This window comes from Bradyrhizobium sp. SZCCHNS1022 (genome assembly GCF_032484835.1).
Taxonomy (GTDB): Bacteria; Pseudomonadota; Alphaproteobacteria; order Rhizobiales; family Xanthobacteraceae; genus Bradyrhizobium.
Window position 1 is genome coordinate 543205 of record NZ_JAUETT010000002.1, and the last position, 20188, is coordinate 563392.

A 20188-nucleotide genomic window follows, 5' to 3' on the forward strand; every position below is an offset into this window, starting at 1 on the left:
AGCTCATATGTTGTGACCCAAATGTACCTAGTTCGTCACAAATGTGTTATGGGTTGCCTCTATCTGTCCGCCGAGCTTGGAAACAGGAGACGGTCCATGCGTCGGCTGATCATCGCAACATTGCTGTTGTGCGGCGGGGCGACGTCCGCCGTCGCGGAATTTTCCGACAACAAGATCATTATCGGTGTGATGGGTGATCAAAGCGGAGTCGTTGCGGACGTCGGCGGACCCGGATCGATCGTGGCGGCCCGTATGGCGGTCGAGGATTCTGGTGGAATCGCTGGCGGCGTCCCCATCGAGATCATTGCTGCGGACCACCAGAATAAGCCCGAGGTTGCCTCTGCGATTGCCCGCGAATGGTTCGACCGGCGCGGTGTCGACGTGATCGTCGACCTGCCGCATTCAGGCGTGGTCTTCGGGTTGATGGCCATTGCCACCGAAAAAAGACGTTCCTTGATGATATCTGGTGCCGCAAGCGTTGAGATCACCGGAGCGCGTTGCTCGCCGTTTGTCACGCACTGGACTGACGACACCTATTCGCTCGCGCGCGGGACCGCCGCCGCTCTGGTGCAGCAGGATCTGAAGTCCTGGTATTTTCTGACTGCGGACTATGCATTCGGCCACGATCTCGAAAAGGACGCCACGCGCTTGGTCGAGGAACGTGGGGGCAAGGTGATCGGAAGTGCGCGGCACCCTCTGAGCACGGCCGACTTCTCTGCCCTTCTGCTGCGCGCGAAATCCTCGCAGGCCCAGGTCGTGGCGCTGGCGAGCGCTGGTGCCGATACCGTCAATGCCATCAAACAGGCCGGTCAGTTCGGTATCATCCGTGGGGGGCAGCATGTCGCGGCTCTCCACGCGTTTGTCACCGACATCAACAGCGTCGGGCTCGAAGCGGCCCAGGGCCTAATCATCACGACCGGCTTCTATTGGAATGACACGGACGGCACTCGCGCCTTTTCGGAGCGCTTTTTCAAGGTTCATGGACGCATGCCGACCCGAGAGCAGGCTGGCGTCTATACGAGCGTGCTGCACTATCTCAAGGCCGCCGACAAAGCGAAGACCGACGATGCCGCGCTCGTGAACGCGGAAATGCGAAAGCTGCCGGTCGATAAATTCGGTCAACAGGTCCGCATCCAGGAAAACGGACGGGTCATCTACGATCTTGGGGTTTATCGCGTGAAGACCCCGGCCGAGAGCAAGGGCCCGTGGGACTATTATGAGCGGATTGCCACGGTCCCGGCCGATACCGCCTTTCGCTCGAATGAGACGGCGGGCTGCGCCGCTGCGAGCGTTCGATGACGACCATCCTTCTTGATCGTCCGCGGCTGGCAGCCGCACCGATTGCCTCGGCCGTCGCAGGGCGAGCTGCAGCTTCGATGCTGACCGCTCGCAACCTGGCTGTTCGGTTCGGTGATTTCGAGGCGCTTCGTGGGGTCTCGCTCGATCTCGATGCAAGGGCAATTCATGCGGTGATCGGGCCCAACGGGGCAGGCAAGACCACGCTGTTCAACGTGATCAGCGGCTTTACGAAACCGAGCGCTGGCCAAGTTCGTCTCAACGGTGTGGATGTGACGTCAGTTTCGCCGAACCGACTTGCGCGGCTCGGGCTCGCCAGATCGTTTCAGATTTGCTCGATCTTCCCCAATCTCTCCGTCGCCGACAATGTCGGTACGGCACTCGCGCTGAACGTGCGGGGTCTGCAGCTCCTGTGCGGTCGCTCGAGACGAGACGAAAATGAAGCAAGGGTCCGGCATCTTCTCGATCAGGCCGGGCTCGCGGACGAAAGCAAACGCCGGGCTGCGGATCTGCCCTATGGCCGCCGGCGACTGCTTGAGATCGTCACGACGATCGCGATTGGACCGAAATTTCTGCTGCTCGACGAGCCGACCGCTGGCCTGGCCCGAGAGGACATCGCGCCCGTTGCAGCTCTGATCAAGACGGTCGCTGCCACCTGCGGCGTCCTTCTGGTGGAGCACAATCTGCAAGTCGTGAAGAGTCTGGCGACGAAGGTCACGGTGCTCGCGGAAGGCGCGGTCCTCTGCGAGGGGACTTACGACGACGTCGCGCGGGACCCTCGCGTGATCAACGCCTATATCGGAGCCGACCGCTGTGCCTGACGCCGTTTCGCTGCGCCTCTCGGACGTGGAAGCTTGGTATGGCGATTCCCAGGTGCTGTTCGGCGTCGGATTCACGGTTCGGCCCGGCGAGGTCACTTGTCTGGTCGGTCGCAACGGCGCAGGCAAGACAACCATCCTTCGCGCCATCATGGGGTTGCTGCCGCGACAAACCGGCAGCATTGTCCTGTCCGGGTGCGACGCAAGCGGACTGCGCCCATATGAGCGCACAAGGTTCGGCATCGGTTATTGCCCCGAGGAGCGGGCGATCTTCTCCGGCCTGACCGTCGAGGAGAATCTCGCCCTTCCTCCAGCGGTTTGCGCCACAGGCATGGTCAAAGCCGATATCTTCGCGCTGTTTCCGAATCTTCGCACCAGGGGACGCCACTACGGCGATCAGCTCAGCGGCGGTGAGCAGCAAATGCTCGCGATCGCCCGGATTTTGCGCACGGGCGCGCAGACGCTTCTACTGGACGAGCCCACCGAAGGACTGGCGCCGGTCATCGTGAGACAGATCGAGCAGGTGCTGATCGAGCTCAAGCGCCGCGGCTACACGATCCTGCTTGTGGAACAGAACCTCGATTTCGTCCTGCATCTCGCCGATCGCGTGGTGGCGATCGAAAACGGTGAGGTTGCGGACGATCTCGAAACCCGAGGTGGCGAGCACGTCAAGGCTCGGCTTCTCCAACGTCTTGCGCTGTGAGTCCTGCATGATGGACCTCATCCTCGGCTATCTGACGATCGGCCTCGTCAATGGTTCGTTCTACGCGCTGCTCAGTCTCGGGCTGGCGCTCATCTTCGGCCTTCTCAACGTTCTCAACATGACGCATGGCGTGCTCTATATGATGGGCGCTTTTGCTGCATGGGCCGGTTCTCGATATCTCGGATTGGACTATTTCGGGGGGGTGGCTTTCGCGCCGGTGTGCGTAGCCGCTTTCGGCATGATGCTCGAACGCTGGCTGCTGCGTCGAACCTACGGCCTCGATCCGCTCTACGGCTTCATGCTGACCTTCGGCGCGGCGATGGTCGTTCAGGGCGCTTTCCAGGCCCAATTCGGTTCAACCGGACTGCCCTACGTCGCGCCGGATTGGTTAGCCGGTGGGGTTGATTTCGGCTTTCTCTATTTCCCCGTATACCGGCTTTGGGTCGTTGCTGTGGCGCTCGTCACATGTGTGATCGTCTGGATCGCCATTGCTCGCACGCGTCTGGGCTCGATACTGCGCGCCTCGTCTGAAAATGCAGCCGCTGCTGAAGCCCTCGGCGTTGGCGTGCCTCGTGTCTTCGCCGCTACTTTTGCCTTGGGCTCGGGCCTGGCGGGACTGGCAGGCGCGCTGGCCGCGCCGATCTACCAGGTCAGCCCGTTGATGGGTTCGGACATCCTGCTTGTCGTGTTTGCGATCATCGTTATCGGCGGCATGGGTTCGATCGCGGGAACCATCGTCTCGAGCTATGCGCTCGCGCTGATCGAGAGCCTGACGCAGGCGCTGGTCCCGCAGGCAGCGAGCTTCGTCGTGTTCGCCTTCATGTGCATCGTGCTTCTGCTTCGCCCGCAGGGGCTCTTCGGCATTCCGGTCGTCCGGTCCCATGAATTCATGGCGGCCCGGCTTTCCTGGATCGAGCCCGCCGGAAAGGATGCCGCCGCCAAACGCACGAACGGCATGGTGCCGGCGCTCGCTGCCGCGGCCGCTCTCGTGGCGCTGCCGGTGCTGCTCTATCCCGTTTATCTGATGAAGGTCTTCTGTTTCACAATCTTTGCCGCGTCATTCAACTTCCTGCTCGGGTTCGCCGGTATCATGTCCTTCGGCCAGGCGGCCTTGTTCGGCACGGCGGCCTATCTCACTGCTCATGCGGCGAAGGAGTGGGCCCTCCCACCGGAAACGGCAATCGGCATCGGGATCGCGGCCGCGCTCGGTCTTGGACTTGTGATGGGCATCTTCGCGATCAGGCGCCGTGGCATCTATCAGGCCATGATCACGCTGGCGATCGCGCAGATGATCTATTTTGTCTATCTGCAGGCCAGCTTCACCCATGGCGAGGACGGCATTCAGTCAGTCCCCCGCGGCATGTTGCTGGGACTGATCGATCTGCGCGAGGACGCCAATGTCTATTGGCTCAGCGCCGCTGCCATGCTCGGCGTGCTGTTCGGCCTACGTCGTTTGATGAGTTCCCCGTTCGGGATGATGCTGATCGCCATTCGCGACAATGAACGCAGGGCTCTGTCGCTGGGGCATCATGTCGACGCATACAAAGTCGCTGCATTCGGCATCGCGGCTTTCTGCGCTGGCGTGGCCGGCTCCCTCAGTGCCATCGTCTTCCAATTGGCGACCTTGTCTGACGCGCATTGGCATCTCTCGGGTGAAGCCGTGCTGATGGCATTGATCGGCGGTATCGGGACATTTGGGGGCCCTCTCATCGGCGCCGCTGTCTTGGTAACGATGCAGCATTTCCTGTCGCCGTTCGGTTCCTGGATCCTGGCTGTTCAGGGGGCCGTCTTCATTCTTTGCGTCCTGCTGTTTCGCGACGGGCTATTGCCCCAGGCCCTTGCACTCACCGCAAATCTTCGTCGGCAACATGCGACCTCGGACAACGCCGCGGTCCCGCGGGTGGCGGAGGCCGTCGGTCAATGAATGACGCATCAGGCACCCAGAGGCTCGCGCTCGTTTCGGACTGCAGGCGATTGAATGAATTGTCAGCTCGTACGATCGTCAATGCGATCCGCGATCGTCGGCTGACAGCGGCATCCGTGATGGAAGCCTGCCTCGAGCGGATCGCCACTCGCGAACCGCAGGTGAAGGCCTGGAGCTTTTTGGATGCGGATGCGGCGCGGGAACGGGCGCGGCTGGCAGATGAATGTCAGGCCGCGGGATTGCCGCTCGGCCCACTGCACGGCCTGCCAGTCGGTGTAAAGGACGTGTTCGACACCAGCAACATGCCATCCGAATACGGCAGCGCAAGCTTGCGTGGGCGCCGGCCGACCGAAGACGCTGATGCCGTCAGCGTGCTGCATCAGGCCGGGGCGCTCATCGTCGGTAAGACCAGCACCTCCGAATTCGGCATGTATCATCCCAGTCCGACCCACAATCCCCTGGATCTGTCGCGGTCCCCCGGCGTGTCGTCGGCGGGCTCTGCGGCGGCCGTGGTCGATCATATGGTTCCGCTGGCGCTCGGTACCCAGCACACGGCATCCACGACGCTGCCAGCTTCGTTCTGCGGTGCGTTCGCCTTCAAGCCGTCATTCGGGTTCACGAGCATGCGGGGATCGAACGTGCTGGTCCCGCGCGTGGCGCATATCGGTCTGCTGGCCCGGTCCGTCGACGATCTCACGCTATTCGCCGGAGCATTCGATCGCAGACTTACGGAGGTCGAACCACTGCGGCATCCGCCGAGGCTCGGCTTTGTCCGTGGACCGGGCTGGGACCGCGTCAGTCCCGACGCGCGACAAGCTCTTGATCGTTTGGTTGCCGGACTGCCTGTGGCCGTAGCCGCAGTCGATCTGCCTGGCGAATTCGACATGGCGCTTGAGGTCGTGCTGGGCCTTCTGAACGCTCATCTGGCAAATCGTTTCGGTGCCCTGCCGGAGAACACCTTCCGCAGCTTCTGTCCGCCGCTGCAGGAGGGGATCGTTGCCGGGCGCGCGTTAAGTGCTGTACGTTATCTCGAACTCGAAGCCATGGCCGACCGGCTCGGCGCTCTGGCCGCGGCATTGTTGTCTGATCATGACGCCTTGCTCACACTTTCCGCACCGGGTGAGGCGACGCGCCTCGAGGAGGGGCCGGGCTCCGGCGTCATGTCCATGCCCTGGAGCCTGTGCGGACTACCGACCGTGTCCCTGCCGCTGCTGCGCGGAATAAATGACATGCCGATCGGTGTCCAACTCGTTGGCTGTCAAGGGGGCGACCACGATCTTCTGCGTGTGGCGGCATGGCTCACGGATGCTGTAACCCTCAACGGTAAGTCTTTTCATGAACAAGTCTGATTGGATATTGACCGATGCCACGCCAAATCGCGCGGAGAGAGCTCTACTCCGAGTGAACGGGCGCGCCTACGCCTGGCCGAAACGTCCGGCTGTGGTCGTCTGCTTCGACGGCTGCGATCCGGCCTATATCGAATCTGCCAGCGCCGCCGGAGCCATCCCCGCCATCGATCGGATGCGGCGCGAAGGCTTCAGCGCCTCGGCGCTTGCGGCAATGCCGACATTCACCAACCCCAACAACGTGTCCATCGTATGCGGTGTGTCACCCGCCGTTCACGGTGTCTCCGGCAATTTCTATCTCGACCGTGATACCGGCGCAGAAATTATGATGGTGGATGCGACTCCCGTGCGCGCGCCGACGATCCTGGCAGCCTTCTCGCAGGCAGGAGCCAGGGTTGTTGCGGTTACTGCCAAGGACAAGCTGCGCAGAGCGCTCGGCCATGGGCTCGACGGCATCGCGTTCTCTGCCGAGAAAGCCGACGATGCAACCGAAGCGGAGAACGGAATCTCCGCAATCGGCGCGCTGGTGGGGCGTGGAGCGCCAGATCTGTATTCTGCCGATCTTTCCTTGTTCGTGCTCGATGCGGGAATTCGCCTGCTTGAGGCGCGTCGGCCGGACCTGATTTACCTGTCGCTATCCGACTACGTGCAGCACAAGCATGGGCCGGATGCTCCCGAAGCGATCGCCTTTATGCACGAGGTGGACCAGCGGTTCGCAACATTGATCGCGCTCGGCGCCCGCCTCGGAATTGTCGCCGACCATGGCATGAACGACATGGCCCACCCGAACGGTGAGCCCAACGTCATCTATCTTGGCGACCTGCTGGATGCCGCCTTCGGGGCCGGTTCAACCCGCGTTATCTGCCCGATCACGGATCCCTTCGTACGTCACCATGGCGCTCTCGGCGGCTTCGTCCGTGTCCATCTTCAACGGACCGGGATTTCGAGCGGCGCGGTGCTGGAGTTCATTCGCCAGATTCCTGGCGTCTGTTTGGCCGCGTCGCGTGAGGAAGCGTGCCTGCGCTTCGATCTGCCGGAGGATCGTGAAGGCGACATCGCCGTGGTCGCCAGGTCGGGCGTCGCCCTCGGCGCTCGTGCCCGCGACCACGACGTTTCGCAGCTCGCGGGCGAGCGGCTGCGTTCTCATGGCGGCCTCGCTGAGCAGGTGGTTCCGTTCATCCTCTCTCACCCGCTGCGGCCTGGGCTGGCGGAGGGCAGGGCAGGGCAACGGCTCCGCAACTACGACGTTTTTTCTGCACTGCTCAATGATGTGGAAGTCTGACCATGCGTCGCGCGGTCCTCGTCATCCTCGATGGTCTACGCCGTGATCTCGTGACGGCCCAGACCACGCCTCGTCTGGCGGCCTTCGCTGGGCGCTCCGAGCAGTTCGCCGCCCATCGCACGGTGTTTCCGTCTTGCACGCGGGTGGTTTCGGCGAGCCTGGCAACCGGTTGCCATCCGGCGCGCCACGGCTTGCAGGGCAACACCATGGCGCTAATGGAGAACGGGCGACTCGTTCGGCACGACGCGGGCCGGCCCGACTTTCTCCAGCATAAGCGACGCGTCACCGGTCGCGCATTGGCGGTGCCAACCTTGGCGGAGTACGTAACGGACAGCGGCGGTGCTGTCATCTTCAGCAACGTATCGCCAGGAGCGGCCTATGCGCACGATCCGGATGGATTTGGACGGGTCTATCATCGGGCCGGATCGTACGGCCGCGGCCGGGTCCCGCTGCCGCAAGACGAACAGCTCCGCGTCACGCTGGATGTAGAGGGTGACCGGGCGATGACCGAGCGCTTCATCCGCGAAGCGGTGTTGCCCCAGTCCGATCCTCCTGCTCTTGCGGTGCTATGGCTCGGCGAGCCGGACGCCACGCAGCATGTCTTGCCGATGGGATCACCCGGTCATCTTGCGGTGCTGGAAGAGGCCGACCGCAATGCGGGGCGGGTCATGGACGCGGTGGCTAGGCTCGCGGACCGGGACGATATTCTATTGCTGATAGGATCGGATCACGGTCATCAGACGGTCGCAGGCGTCGTCGACATTGATGAAGAACTGATCGCCGCCGGATTGAAGGAGAGCGCTGATTCATCCGACGTGGTCGTCGCCTCCAATGGCACCTCCGCGCTGCTCTATGTCCATCCCGATTTCGTCGCACGCACGCCCTCGCTTGGCGACTTCCTTGCCAATCAGGAATGGACGGGCACTGTTCTCGATGGCAGCGCTCTGGGGTCGGTGGGGCAGTCCCGGGATCATGGCCTTGCTTTTGCGGTCTCAATGCGCGCGAGCCAGGAAGCCAACGCCTATGGCGTAGCTGGCACCAGCCTCGTTGCGGAGCGCGCCGGCGGCAAGGCAGATATTCTCGGCAGCGGCCAGCACGGCGGCCTCGGCGCAGGCGAGCAGGCGCCCTTTCTCATGATCGAGGGCGCCGGCTTCAGCCGTGGCGCGGTGAGGCAAGAGCCTTCCTGTGTCGTCGACATCGCGCCAACCATTCTTGCCCATCTTGGGCTTCCTGGTTCTGGAATGGATGGGCGTCCGCTTCAGGCCGCGCGGGGAGGCCAGGATGGCTGAGATCGAGCTACGCCACATCGAGAAGAGCTATGGCCAAACCGCCGTCGTGAAAGGAGTTTCGCTGAGCATTCGCGATGGGGAGTTCCTTACCTTGGTAGGGCCCTCGGGATGCGGAAAGTCGACTTTGCTGCGGATCATCGCTGGGCTGGAGGCGCAGGATCGCGGCGAGGTCGTGGTGGGCGGCCGCTGCGTGAACGACAAGCGCCCCAAGGAGCGCGACGTCGCCATGGTGTTTCAGTCTTACGCGCTCTATCCACATCTTAGCGTGTTCGATAATCTCGCGCTGCCATTGCGGACCCGCCGCCTGACCTTTGCCCAGCGGCTGCCGCGTGTGGGCCGTGCATGGCCGGGACGTGCCGGCATTGAAAAGGCGATCCGCAGTGAGATCCAGCAGGCTGCTTCCATGCTCGACATCGCCCATCTGCTACGCCGCAAGCCGGGCCAACTTTCGGGCGGTCAATGCCAGTGTGTTGCGCTCGGCCGCGCGATGGTGCGGCACCCCGCAGTGTTTCTGATGGACGAGCCGCTGTCTAACTAACTAATCCGCCCTACGCTTGCTGGTTATCAGGCGCGCTCCGACATCAATCGGATCATGGGCCTCTGGTTGCGATCATACTCAAAGTCAGAAACGACCGTTGGTGTGTCTCGAGCTCGCAACTCCAACTGAAAGCGCTGAACGTTGTTAAATACGTCGTCTGGCGCACTACTTCCTGCATTATAATCTAGACTAGTAGTCGGCATCAGCGAAGCTGATATCCGGGAAAAGCGCGTGAGCCCCGGATGTCGTTGACGCTCATCCGGGCTACGCAGCTCGCTTGAAACCGGACGCTGGTCACTGAGACGGTTATGGCGGGCTCAGTATAGGTGACCTGATCGTCGGCAAGAATGCCGACTTATGCAAGTGCGGATAGCCGCACGGACTTAGCGAGGCGAGTAAAATGCAGCGTCACCGTAATTTTATCTCGACCTGTTGACGCTCGGCCGGAGTGGCGTGCAGCAGGCGAGGAAACCGAGCCAAGGGCACCCTGAGCGTTCGACCATCGGTCAATTCGACCGACATGGTGTGTTCGTCAAAACGGACGCTGGTTGCCGAAACGGTCATGCCGAGCTCAGGAAGGAACCGCCCAATTGTGTTTGAGAATGGAACGTGCAGCAAGAGGAGCGCTGTCGTCCTTGACCGCGCGTGGGGAGACGAAGGCAGCAAGCAAAAAGCGGACTATACCGCCGTCACGATAAAGTGTGCTGGACTGCACCCCTTAAGGGGCGAAACGGCGGATGACGCTCCGCTAATCCACCCTTACGCGCTGTTTCGGCCACAACCGATCAAAGGGCCTCGCAACACGTGTTCTGGTGCCGTCGAGATCACGCGGAAGACAGTGACCGCGGCCCCAATGTTATGACCGGCTGCCCCACTCTCGACGCAATCCGTCGTTCATGGTCGTGGTGCTGAGGGCTTGGGGTGCTGTTCAGACTCGGGGAGAGTTCGAGTGAAGACATTCGTGATTTCAGCAGGCGCGATGCTCGCGCTGGTGACGATGGCCCATGCCGCCGATCTGCCGCGTCCGCAGCCGGTCTACGAGCAGCCCGCGTTCGGCAAGATGCCGATCGGCAAAGCTCCGATTGGCAAGTCTCCGGTCGGCAAGGCGCCGGTGGTCGTCCCCGCGCCGGGGTATCGCCGCGGCTACTGAGCCCGGTCAGCTCTTTCACCAGACGTCATCATCCCCGGGGGCGTGCTTGTCATGCGGCGTTTCGGCTGGGTCGCACTTTCGTTGTCAGCTTTGCTGCTGCCCTGCGTCGCGCAGGCCGCCTCCGCGCGGCCGGCAGTCGCCCGCATGGCTCATGAGGTCGCACGGACCGCGCCCGCCCGGCGCGTCTCCGAGGTTAAAGGGCCATACTATGTCGACTTCCGGGCGCGCACCGCCGCGAGCTGGGGCCACGCCTTCGTCTGGTATGGCAAGAGCAGCGAGAAGGCGGTCGACGTCGCTGGCCTGACCCCGGCCGGCGACGAGCTCGCCTACGTGCTCGGCTATTTCACCTTCGTGCCGTCCGAGACCGGCGCGAGCTATGGCGATCTCGATCCGGACTATGTGACCGCGAGCTACCGCGTCTATCTGAACGAAGCCGACGCCAAGCGCGTGTTCGCCTACATCAAGAAGCTGCAGGCGGACTCGCCGGTGTGGAACGCCGAAACGGCGAACTGCACCTCATTCATCGGCAGCATCGCCAGCTTCATGGGCCTGGACACCCCGGTCCGCTGGACCCGGCCCGAGGAGTACGTCAACAAGCTCCGCGAGCTGAACGGCGGCCGGCAGGTCGTGCGGCTGGCGGCGGAGCAGTAGGGCGTCGGAAGAAAAGGGCAGTGTTATCGTTAGGCGCGATTGGAGTAACCTGATCGTCTGCGCCCTTGATGAACTCCTTGGCGGTGCCAATCCGTGGCGGCCCACGCCTGCGGCGGCGGTGCTGGTGTATGAGGTCGTGAGCGTGTTGGGTGAGCGAGAGATCAGTGCACTATCACCGTAACGCGTCCAAGCTTCGTGGTGGCCAAACGTAAACCGCCGATCGGGTCAAGCGGCGGATTAGGCTCCGTTATTGCGCCCTCCGATTGCTACGACCTTTTTGTCGACGAGGGGCTCTTGGTTGAGCCTTTTACGGGAGGATTGCTGGCATCATCAAATACTTGCTTGCTCGCGGACGGGTTCTTGAAAAGAACAGCGAGAAATTTTCCAGGAAACTTCTTGTCTACAGATTTGACGATCTCCTGGTAGGTATCTTCGCAGATTGCCTCGAGCACTTTGGTGTTAAGATCGGCGCCAAAGTCTTTTATCGGTTGCGATAGCTTTTGGATGCCCAGCTTTCGAAACGCCACTGATGCCAGAATTCGATTTCCATGAATGAGGACTCCCCACCGAGTGCCGCTCTTTTTTGCAATAGTCTTTTTCTTTTTCTCTATCCAGTCGTCAATTTTTCTGCTGACAATCGTGGCGTTGAAGGCGTGCGCACCGCTGACCGCGGGGTTGAATACCGCCTTATACGGGGGCTTGGCGAGGTCGTTGAAGAAGCGGCCTATACCAGTCTTAACTTGTACGGCTAAATTCGGATCGCCAGAGGCGCAAGCTAGCGCTGTCGTCACTTCGATCAATTCACAAGAAGTGGACGTCGCGACGACGTCTTCGCTTCGGAGAAACTGATAGTCGATACCCTCGACCGCCATTTCTTCACGTATTCTTCTTTGTTGAGGGTCTTGGGCAACGAAGTCTCGGGACTCTATGCGATTTTGAAGGTTGTTTGTCCGTGTTACGGCGTTGCCGAATCCTGCTGGTGTCGATTTTAGCAATATAACCCGTATCGGGACGCGGACCTTGCCAAGATTTGCATCGTTGTCTACCTTGCTGAGGGAGCTAACTGTCTGGGCGCCATTTACAATGGATGCTCCACGAAATTTGAATTGGCCGGCGGATTGTGATGCAGCGTTAGCAGGTGCCTTGAGCGCTTCGTCAGCGGTCAAGGTGATTCCGTTGTTGAAGTACCAGAAGTGCTCTGGCGCACTTATCGCAGTTTGACGAATCTCGTTGTTTACTTCGGTGGTACCTAAGGATTGACGGATGTTGGCTGCGACCAGACCTTTTCCATGTTTTCTCCACCATGTCTTCAGCTGCAAACCGTCGATTAATCCGAAGTAAGCTGCATACGGAGAGTTGACGCGAGACCAATCAAGAATCTGCGCGTCAAGCGTCAGGTTGCCTTGAAGCGGATCATTCGCCAGCCGAGAGTATACTTCGGAAAGGCCCATCAGCTCGCTGGAAGCGATCTCGTCTGGATCTTCACCATTCAGCTCCTTCAATAACTTATCGATTAGGCTCTGACCGGGCGCTGCTAGTGTGCTCGCTCCCGTAGTGACGAGTGCTAAATGGATCGAAGTTCCTGGCGTATTTATTCTGACGAGGATGTCGGCCAATCGAGCTTGAACCCGTGCGCCGAAATTGGCTTGGTTCTGTTCGATTGCATCTTTTACTCCATTTATGAAGGGACCCAGATCCTTGGCTTCTGGTTCGCCTGAGCCCTTGTTGATCCATTTTGATTGGACGAATACGACGCATAGATCTGATTGATCGAAATAGGCGGCATCTATTCCGTTGTCGCCGGAACCGTCCCATACGGCGGCAGCGGCCTGCTCTGGACTGCATGCCGCTATGGCATATACGCCAAAAGCAGCCAGGCATCGTGTTAGAATTTTTTGGTCTCTCTCGGTGTCTTTTTCGGAGAGATCGCTTAGGTCGAGATGAGGTTCAAAGAGGGTTCGAAGTCGAGCTTTGATTTGGTTGACCTTAAGCGATGACATATGACCAATCTCAAAAAATAGGTGGCTCGGAGCCACCCTTTGCTGATTACAATTTCCGGTGGTAAATTGCTGGTGCCTCACGAACACCCCGTCTTGCTTCCGCAAGTATCACATTTCGTACAAGTGCCATTGCGCACCAGGGTGAAGTTGCCACACTCAGAGCACGCCTCGCCTTCGTAGCCCCGTACCCTAGCTTCCGCAACCCTGCGGCTACGCTCGGCTTCCAGGCTAGTGACTTTTGCGCCACGCTTTGCTGCATCAGATAGGAATTCATAGATGCTCGGCGGAATTGGTCGCGGGATTCCGTGTGCTCGACGATACATTCGTTGGAGTGATTCTAGTCGAATAGTAGACGCAGAGAGGCTAATTCCGAATCTATCTCGGACCTCTTTCGCAGAAGAGAGTAGTGGATTTTCAAGCAAATGAGAGGGGGCCAAGAAAGCTGCGGCAAAGCGATCTGCATCCTTTTCATCCTTAATGATAGATGGTGCGATCTGCTCGATCCGTCGGCCTGATATATTGCGATGACGGGTCTTCGTGTGGCCGAGAAAAACGTGGCCAAATTCGTGGGCTATTGTGAAGCGGGCGCGAGCCCGTTCGGGCGGATGTCCGAGCACTTCGTTTGCGGCAACGAAAGTGCTTTCTTGTAGTTTCAGCATTCGCTGATCGGGGTCATACGCCGCAAGATCTTCGTGCATGTCCGCATCGGGAACGCGGACATAGCTATGAATGATGCCAAGGTGCTGCGCCTTAAAGAGGGCGGTCACCATGTCAGGCCTCGGGATGTATTCTATCCCGAGGACCCGGCGTGCATCTCGTGCCACTAGCTCGATATCTTCATCTTCAAGGTAAGATCGTCGTTGGGCCATTTGGTGGGAAACCCAAAGTTCCGAACTAGGTCATCCTGAAGTCACTGATCCATAAGGGTTTTCTAACTGTCCCAAATCGAGAGACCCAAAGTTGTGGTCTCCGGCGACCCAAAGATGTGAACTAGACGCCTCCGGATAGCCCGAGGTGCGGAACCACGCGGTCGAAAAGCTCGCCGACGGACGCGGAAAAACACTGCGGTTCGGCGAACTCGCGTCGCCCCTTGCGGTCGGCGCAGGCGATGTCTGCTCGCGGGCACAACCGGAAGTAACCCACAGCGGGACTGTAAGGCGGCTTTTGACCCAAGCGGATGTCGCCCGTTTCGATAACACGCAACGCAGTCTTTACCATGAGGTCGTCGGCAAGCCGAAAAGATCAACATGGAGGTGCGGCGGGCTGCAAGGATGCATAAGTGATCAGCATGAGCAGAGGCATCCCAACAGGCAAAACCTATCTCGGGTTCGCCGCGCTATGGCACGCCATCTTTTTTGGCGTGTGGATCGTTTGTATTGCCTTTTTCGCGACTGGTAACATCGTCACCGCGACCGCTCTAATCCTGCTCTCCGCATATGGCTTCTTTCGGCATGCCAGGGCGATTGGCCGACGCGGAAAGCAGGGCATTCGTCGGCCCACGCCTGAGCTTCGTCGATGGTTGTCGATCACTTCAGCAAGCCGGGACGTAATCGACAGCAATTCTCGATAGTGCGGCGGACGACCGCTTGTGGCCCTAAGCCGACGTTCTCGATCGGCGAAGTTGAGGTGCATTTTTGACCGAAAGCCAACGTTCCACTGCTGAGCTGTTCATTGACGACTGTTCTAGCGCAGGTGGGGTTCTGCGGCTCCAAGCACCAGCGCCCATCCCACAGCCCACGCCACAACTTTCCACCACAATCGGATCATCTGACGATGAACCAACTGACCTGTCGAGTTGTATCGACTTGAATCGAAAAAACCACCGCCGTCAAAGAAGCGTTCGTTCTTGCTTGGATCGCGGTTGTTCATCAGGACAAGCTGGAAGTACCAAAATCGAGGCATCACGGCGACAATAGGCAGACCTTCGTCATCGTCGCGTGGACGAGGCGCGTGCCCGTGGACGACCCGGGGCGGTCCGGGCAGGGTGGTGAAGGCCAGCCGCTCCCTGGAAGAAGAGCCCAAGGTGTATCATCCACTAGACCGACCCGGGGCGAGGCGCTGATCTCCCGGCGCGTCGATATTGCACGGTCATCACGAAATATCCTCCACCGGCGCGGAGGTCCGATACCAGGCCACGCAGCGCCTCGGGAGGGGGCGGGTAGGCGAATCCTCTGCTAGGCGATAGACCGGGGCTGAGAGATTGAAATTGATCAGCAACCGCCTGCTTAATCGCAACCTCTCTTGTCGTCTGAGCAAACGAGTGACGCTCACAACCTCGGTATCGGAGAATCAATGACTAAAGCAATTGGCATGACGTTCGTAGAAGGAATACTGATCTACTACGCTGTCGTGAACGGCCGATCTTTCCCGGGACATGCAGGACCAGATGCTTTCAAATCCGCTCTTGCAGACGCCGGGGCGATTGAAAATGCAGAAATATTGAAGGATCTGCTATATCAAGAGTTTCTCGAGAACATCGAGAATCTAATAAAGGACGGCTCGTCTGTCGTGATCTCGACTAAGGCGAAAGTGAAGAAACGATATCTATACTTCGATAAACATGGCGTTCAAAAAGGTCAACCGTTTGCTTCGATAGATGAATTGGTCGAAGAATGTACGCCCAGCGATACGCCGCCGCTTAAGCGCTGATAGGAACGAGCATTTTGTATTTCTTGAGGGCCTATCCACGAACCTGGCCTCTGTGAAAGCCCAATGACGACCGGGTGATTCAGATTGAGCAATGCGCCGATGCCATGAGTTCGTTCAACTTCCGACATCTCGTCGAGCGTCGCCTTGATGGCTTGGAATTCTTCCAAGACTGCGTCACTCGGCGACGCGGAGAAAAAAGCGTCCCATCTGGCAACTCGCGCGCGCAATGATCTCACAGAACCGATTTCCATCGACGTGCGAAGGAATTTTAGGCGAACTTGCTCTGTGTTGGATTTCGTCATGAGCGTGAAGGCTCGTTCCATCAAAACATCATCAGAAGCGGGCGGACTCTGCATGAGGGTACTGGCAAATCGGCCCCTAGATGCCCTGGCTGCCTTCCACTCGGTCACAAGCACTTTTGCTTGGGCAGTCAGTGATCGCCCCGATGATTCGATTTCATCGGTTTGATCCGCAACCTGCTTGGCCGCTATCCTTGAAGTCATCCATACGCTCCCCGTCAACACCGATCGCCCCGACGGGAAGACCGACGCGCCCCATCATCAACAATGTTGAATCCGGAAGTCATTCGGCGCAATCCTCCCAACTGCGAAAGGCTATCGCCAGATGTCTACGTACCGGCGAGATCTTTGGCATCCTCATTCTTGGACGAACCGTAAGCGGTTTCAGATCGTCGATCTCATGTACGGCATTCGTTCGATACGCCGCGCGGCTGCATGGCGCGGATTCTGGTCCAGGATGAAGTCATGCGCGCCAGCAAGCTGCGCAGCGGCAATGACACTCTCCATTGGCATGCCGGAATCTGCCAGCGCAATGTTGTCGCGGATCGAGCGGTTGAACAGTACGTTCTCCTGCAGCACCACCCCGAGCTGCCGCCGCAGCCAGCTAACATCGACCATAGCGAGGTCGACGCCATCGATCATGATGCGGCCGGTCTCCGGCACATAGAGCCGCAGGCGCAGCGTGTCGAGAATCAACGCCGCGAAGTTCTCGCCTTCGAAAAGTCCGTCGAGAAACTTCTCGCTCTTTCCACGACGCCGAGCGACTGCCTTCGTCGGAAAATGATCCGGCTCCCAAATCTGGATAACCGTATCGAGCGCCGCAACTTGCTTGTCGACCTCTGCCAGACGCTCGAATAGCAACGGACGATCACTCCTTAAAGCATCCTGCTTGCGACGCAGTTCGCGAACCACATCCATCAAAACCCCCGATATCGATGGGGCTACTATGACAAGCAGTGAGATTTTCGTCTGGTGGCGTTTGCTACCTAATGCCGGACTATTGCGTGTCGAAAGCGACATTCGGGGAGTGTGTCGACCTCACCAAGAGCGTGCTCTGAGTTGGTCCCGGAAATCTGGACAGGACGAGAGGCTGTGGAAGAGCATCAAATACGAGGAGGTCTATCTGCGAGCCTACGAAACTGTCGGTGATGCCCGGAACTCGATCGGCCGGTATCTCGACTTTTACAATGGCCGCCGTCCGCATTCGAGCCTTGACGACCGCACCCCGGATCAAGCCTACTTCGATCTTCCTCCGCTCCGCGCGGCGGCCTAACCACGGCAGAGGCTCTACTTATCGACGCGGAAAACCTGTTCAGACAACCGGGACCACCTCATTTGACTCCCGAAGACCAAAGGTCAGGATTGCGTTGAAGTGCACCATTCACGTCAGCTCTCACATAGAAGAAGCTTAGGAAGTCATCCGGATCAAAGTGGGCCTCGATCCCAACCGTTCGAAGGGCCGATCGCACCTGCTTGTGATGAAGGCCAGCAGTATGCGATAGCTCACCCAACGAAACGTAGTTCTGGAGAAACGCATCCGCGCTCTCCCGGGACACGACCTGAACGTTTCTCCGCGCTTCTGGGCTGAACTCCTCCACGAGCTCAAGGTGACCCGAGGCAACGAATTTTCCCACGGAATCGCGCGCCATGCCGACAATGAACTTGGCCGCCTCAGGTTTGCTGAAGCCCGATTTCGAGCGACCGCGACGGATTGCGGCAATGATCTCGTCCGCATCGACTAGAAGAGCTCCGTATTCGCGTCGTCTGGCCAGCAGACCTTTCCAGATTTGGCCAGAGAACAGAAAGTCGATGATTTCGTTGAGTCCCGACACGGAAGCTTGCCGGGCCCTGAGAATGGACATCTGGCGCCCGGTTGGCTTCGCCACTGGCACGGTGCCGGAAAACAGGCGTTCGAGCGTATCGTCGACCGCGGCCTGGGTAAATCTGTGCTTTGCGTAGGCCTTCTCGTTGGAGGCCGTGACGGTCGGCAGGTGTCCGGCGTTGATCATGTAGAATAGATGATTGCGCGGAATGCCGGTCGTCTTCTGGACCTGTGTTGTGGTCAATGCAGTCTTGAGGGCCATCAGCATCTCTTCGACTTCGTCCGAATTGATGGTCACTCGATGATCCATGAGTTGGAGGGTCTGCTCGTCCCGGAGACGTTTCCTTTCGAACAGGCGTCGGATGGTAAGGCTGTGTGCGCCCGACACCTTGGACGCGGACCGGATTGTATGGACCACCTGCTTCTCCAGGGTCTCCCCGAGGACGTCGGTCCCGGCCTCGATCGGGACTTTTGCGATAGCGACACGTCGAAATACGGCTCTCGGCTTGGCGAAATCCGGATTGGTTTTCGTCTTGTTCAGAAGGCCGTAGGCGTGCCCGAAGGTATCCCGTAGTCCCCAGAAGCCGCGCGTCGTGGACTGGGCGTCGGCCAGGCGGACCAATAGTCGTTCGATCTCTTCCTCGCCTTGGTTGGCTATTCTGAATCCTTCGTCGGCTGCTGCCGCATGTTCCGATTCCGTCAGCGATCCCACGCGAACCTTGGGAGCGTGCAGAGCGGACAGCCCGAGCATCTCGCAGAAATCCACGGCCGCGTACAGCTGCATGTCATCCAGCCAGTTGCCCGAATTGCGCTTCCCTTCAAGACGGTCCGTCAGCCATCGCTGAAACGGGGATGGACGGGTTGGGATGGCGTCCGAAGCCAAGCCATCGAGCTCAGGAATGATGCGACCAATCCACTCCGTAAAGTCGAACGGCTCGTAGCGGCGTCGGACAGGGGTTTGGGGCATCAACAGGACGTTGTGCCGGTCGCAAGATCGGAAGTGCGTTACGATCCATTCGAGACGAAGCCAGGGGCGGGCCGCGATCGGACCTTCATATCTGAAGATGTCGTCTCGAACGCAATGCGGGCAGATGCAAAAGTAGGTCCGCCGAACCGAAAGGCGGTGGAGTGCTTCTGCCCCGATCGTGACGTAGTTTCCGTCCCCGACGGGAAACGGCGTAAACTGCGTGAGCTGTACCGGATCGAGATTGCCGAGCGCGGCAACGGCATCAAGGGCGCCTTGCCGGCTCTTATCGAGATCGTGGGCCGAGATGCACACTTCGCGCAAGAAGACGCGCATGGATCGGCCATTTAGTCCGGCCAATCGCGACGCGAAGCCGACCGCTGGCTCTCTCTGCTCAAGAGAATGGCGCCAACTGACCGCGCGCCGTATCATCGTCACTCCTCCTCGCTTTCAAATATAAAGGATCCCGGAGGGAGCGTTCGCCAGTCATCGGCGAGGAACGGGTTCATCTCGTCATGCCCTTGAGCGTTCGAATGAGCCAGATATGCGCTGGCGAAATGGTTCCGATGAAGAGATGATGCATTGTGTCGCACAGCGTCGTGGATCGTAGCGAGAACGACCTGCGTTGTTCGTCCATATCTGTAGTTGGCGGCATGGGCGACCCGGTCCGGAATGTCGGTTTTCAAGACGTCATCGCATTTGATATCAGCTGCGCTCGTCATGTCCTTGATGATCTTTAAGACGAGTTTCCGCTCGGACTCGTTCTCCATATCGATATCAGGCAACTCTTGAAAAAAGCCGCGACGTTCGAACTGCTCATCGAGACGGGCAAGATCGGTCGTTAGAGGTAGCCCGCTCATAATGAAACTAATCGGCCAGTCCTGATCGTTCATTGCGCCCTTCAACGCATTGGCCAGGTCTTTGCGATCCTTGTTCTGTCGTGTCTTCTTCAGCATGTTCTGCGTTTCGTCGATGTGGACGAGCATGATCTCGCGGTGGCCGAGCCGCTCCGGAAGGGACATCCATAATTGGCTAGGCCCAATTTTCTGAACTATCGGATACCCGGCCTTTTCCAGGATTTTTTCCCCGAGAGTGTTCAAGGTGCATGGGCCGGTCAACGAAACCGATACGATCGGACTGACCAGTCCGTATAGTCGTCGTTCCGGCTGCAGTACTGGGGTCTCTGCGATCAATTGCCTGACGATTGTCGACTTGCCCGCGCCGCTTTCTCCCGTGATGAAGAAAATGCGGCCATCGTCGCGGCGGGTTCCATTGTACGAGAGGATATGCTCCAGAAACAGGTCAAGCTTATTTCTCAATGCGGCGTCGCGACCACACGCAACGTATACCCCTTTTACCCGACGAAGAATCTCCACGGTACGGCGGCTGTTACTCGAGAGCTTAGCTAGCATCCTGGACTCGAAGTCGTCCGCCTTGGGTGGTTCAGGTAGCGCAGG

General features: G+C 59.3%; 14 protein-coding genes and 5 pseudogenes. 12 read left to right on the forward strand and 7 right to left on the reverse strand.

Annotated elements, in window-relative coordinates; all coding sequences use genetic code 11:
- Positions 1–96 precede the first annotated feature (96 nt).
- The 8 genes and pseudogenes from QX071_RS16120 to QX071_RS16155 form a co-directional block, all read left to right on the forward strand.
- Positions 97–1299, forward strand: coding sequence for an ABC transporter substrate-binding protein (locus tag QX071_RS16120; protein ID WP_315743463.1), 1203 nt, complete (start codon positions 97–99; stop codon positions 1297–1299).
- The gene (locus QX071_RS16125; RefSeq protein ID WP_315707213.1) at positions 1296–2117 is read left to right on the forward strand and encodes an ABC transporter ATP-binding protein; all 822 of its coding nucleotides are present in this window, start codon (positions 1296–1298) and stop codon (positions 2115–2117) included. The genes QX071_RS16120 and QX071_RS16125 overlap by 4 nt, the downstream gene beginning before the upstream one ends.
- A gap of 52 nt (positions 2118–2169) precedes the next feature.
- A complete protein-coding gene (locus QX071_RS16130; protein WP_315707214.1) occupies positions 2170–2817 on the forward strand; it encodes an ABC transporter ATP-binding protein in 648 nt (215 codons plus the stop codon).
- A 10-nt stretch (positions 2818–2827) separates the two neighbouring features.
- Positions 2828–4741, forward strand: coding sequence for an ABC transporter permease (locus tag QX071_RS16135; RefSeq protein WP_316201065.1), 1914 nt, complete (start codon positions 2828–2830; stop codon positions 4739–4741).
- 119 nt (positions 4742–4860) lie between these two features.
- Positions 4861–6090: an amidase gene (locus QX071_RS16140; RefSeq protein WP_315729496.1), complete on the forward strand. Its 1230-nt coding sequence runs from the start codon at positions 4861–4863 to the stop codon at positions 6088–6090.
- Positions 6077–7369 carry a phosphonoacetate hydrolase gene (phnA, locus tag QX071_RS16145; RefSeq protein ID WP_315707216.1) on the forward strand — a complete coding sequence of 431 codons (1293 nt, stop codon included), beginning with the start codon at positions 6077–6079 and terminating at the stop codon, positions 7367–7369. The genes QX071_RS16140 and phnA overlap by 14 nt, the downstream gene beginning before the upstream one ends.
- A gap of 2 nt (positions 7370–7371) precedes the next feature.
- The gene (locus QX071_RS16150) at positions 7372–8658 is read left to right on the forward strand and encodes an alkaline phosphatase family protein (protein WP_315707217.1); all 1287 of its coding nucleotides are present in this window, start codon (positions 7372–7374) and stop codon (positions 8656–8658) included.
- Positions 8651–9193 (forward strand): annotated as a pseudogene (locus QX071_RS16155) (ABC transporter ATP-binding protein); the annotation flags it as partial. The gene QX071_RS16150 and the pseudogene QX071_RS16155, both read left to right, overlap by 8 nt.
- Before the next feature lie 423 nt (positions 9194–9616).
- On the opposite strand, the pseudogene QX071_RS16160 reads toward QX071_RS16155, so the two are convergent.
- Positions 9617–9760: pseudogene (locus QX071_RS16160) on the reverse strand (DUF2442 domain-containing protein); the annotation flags it as partial.
- Positions 9761–10145: 385 nt separating this feature from the next.
- Here QX071_RS16160 and QX071_RS16165 point away from each other — a divergent pair.
- Entirely contained in the window at positions 10146–10346 is a 201-nt protein-coding gene (locus QX071_RS16165; protein WP_315707218.1) for a hypothetical protein, read from the forward strand.
- A gap of 51 nt (positions 10347–10397) precedes the next feature.
- A complete protein-coding gene (locus QX071_RS16170; protein WP_315707219.1) occupies positions 10398–10997 on the forward strand; it encodes a hypothetical protein in 600 nt (199 codons plus the stop codon).
- 266 nt (positions 10998–11263) lie between these two features.
- Here QX071_RS16170 and QX071_RS16175 read toward each other — a convergent pair whose 3' ends face one another.
- The 3 genes and pseudogenes from QX071_RS16175 to QX071_RS16185 form a co-directional block, all read right to left on the reverse strand.
- Positions 11264–12997, reverse strand: a complete 1734-nt coding sequence (locus tag QX071_RS16175; protein WP_315707220.1) for an AIPR family protein — start codon at positions 12995–12997, stop codon at positions 11264–11266.
- Between the two features lie 350 nt (positions 12998–13347).
- Positions 13348–13866, reverse strand: a pseudogene (locus QX071_RS34075) (ImmA/IrrE family metallo-endopeptidase); the annotation flags it as partial.
- Positions 13867–14680: 814 nt separating this feature from the next.
- Positions 14681–15019, reverse strand: coding sequence for a hypothetical protein (locus tag QX071_RS16185; protein ID WP_315707222.1), 339 nt, complete (start codon positions 15017–15019; stop codon positions 14681–14683).
- 270 nt (positions 15020–15289) lie between these two features.
- Here QX071_RS16185 and QX071_RS16190 point away from each other — a divergent pair, with 270 nt between their 5' ends.
- Positions 15290–15646, forward strand: a complete 357-nt coding sequence (locus tag QX071_RS16190; protein WP_315707223.1) for a hypothetical protein — start codon at positions 15290–15292, stop codon at positions 15644–15646.
- Between the two features lie 752 nt (positions 15647–16398).
- Here QX071_RS16190 and QX071_RS16195 read toward each other — a convergent pair.
- A pseudogene (locus QX071_RS16195) lies at positions 16399–16626 on the reverse strand (type I secretion system permease/ATPase); the annotation flags it as partial.
- 403 nt (positions 16627–17029) lie between these two features.
- Here QX071_RS16195 and QX071_RS16200 point away from each other — a divergent pair.
- Positions 17030–17218 (forward strand): annotated as a pseudogene (locus tag QX071_RS16200) (integrase core domain-containing protein); the annotation flags it as partial.
- A gap of 58 nt (positions 17219–17276) precedes the next feature.
- Here QX071_RS16200 and QX071_RS16205 read toward each other — a convergent pair.
- Positions 17277–19163 (reverse strand): TniQ family protein, encoded by a 1887-nt coding sequence (locus QX071_RS16205; protein WP_315707224.1) that lies wholly within the window; start codon positions 19161–19163, stop codon positions 17277–17279.
- 2 nt (positions 19164–19165) lie between these two features.
- Positions 19166–20143, reverse strand: a complete 978-nt coding sequence (locus QX071_RS16210; protein ID WP_315707225.1) for an ATP-binding protein — start codon at positions 20141–20143, stop codon at positions 19166–19168.
- Positions 20144–20188: the final 45 nt, after the last annotated feature.

What these genes read in the sequence shown, in the direction of transcription:
- QX071_RS16120 (WP_315743463.1), top strand. Translation starts at nt 97, where the DNA reads ATGCGTCGGCTGATCATCGCAACATTGCTGTTGTGCGGCGGGGCGACG.
- QX071_RS16125 (WP_315707213.1), top strand. Translation starts at nt 1,296, where the DNA reads ATGACGACCATCCTTCTTGATCGTCCGCGGCTGGCAGCCGCACCGATT.
- QX071_RS16135 (WP_316201065.1), top strand. Translation starts at nt 2,828, where the DNA reads ATGGACCTCATCCTCGGCTATCTGACGATCGGCCTCGTCAATGGTTCG.
- QX071_RS16140 (WP_315729496.1), top strand. Translation starts at nt 4,861, where the DNA reads ATGGAAGCCTGCCTCGAGCGGATCGCCACTCGCGAACCGCAGGTGAAG.
- phnA (WP_315707216.1), top strand. Translation starts at nt 6,077, where the DNA reads ATGAACAAGTCTGATTGGATATTGACCGATGCCACGCCAAATCGCGCG.
- QX071_RS16150 (WP_315707217.1), top strand. Translation starts at nt 7,372, where the DNA reads ATGCGTCGCGCGGTCCTCGTCATCCTCGATGGTCTACGCCGTGATCTC.
- QX071_RS16170 (WP_315707219.1), top strand. Translation starts at nt 10,398, where the DNA reads ATGCGGCGTTTCGGCTGGGTCGCACTTTCGTTGTCAGCTTTGCTGCTG.
- QX071_RS16175 (WP_315707220.1), bottom strand. Translation starts at nt 12,997, where the DNA reads ATGTCATCGCTTAAGGTCAACCAAATCAAAGCTCGACTTCGAACCCTC.
- QX071_RS16190 (WP_315707223.1), top strand. Translation starts at nt 15,290, where the DNA reads ATGACTAAAGCAATTGGCATGACGTTCGTAGAAGGAATACTGATCTAC.
- QX071_RS16205 (WP_315707224.1), bottom strand. Translation starts at nt 19,163, where the DNA reads ATGATACGGCGCGCGGTCAGTTGGCGCCATTCTCTTGAGCAGAGAGAG.
- QX071_RS16210 (WP_315707225.1), bottom strand. Translation starts at nt 20,143, where the DNA reads ATGCTAGCTAAGCTCTCGAGTAACAGCCGCCGTACCGTGGAGATTCTT.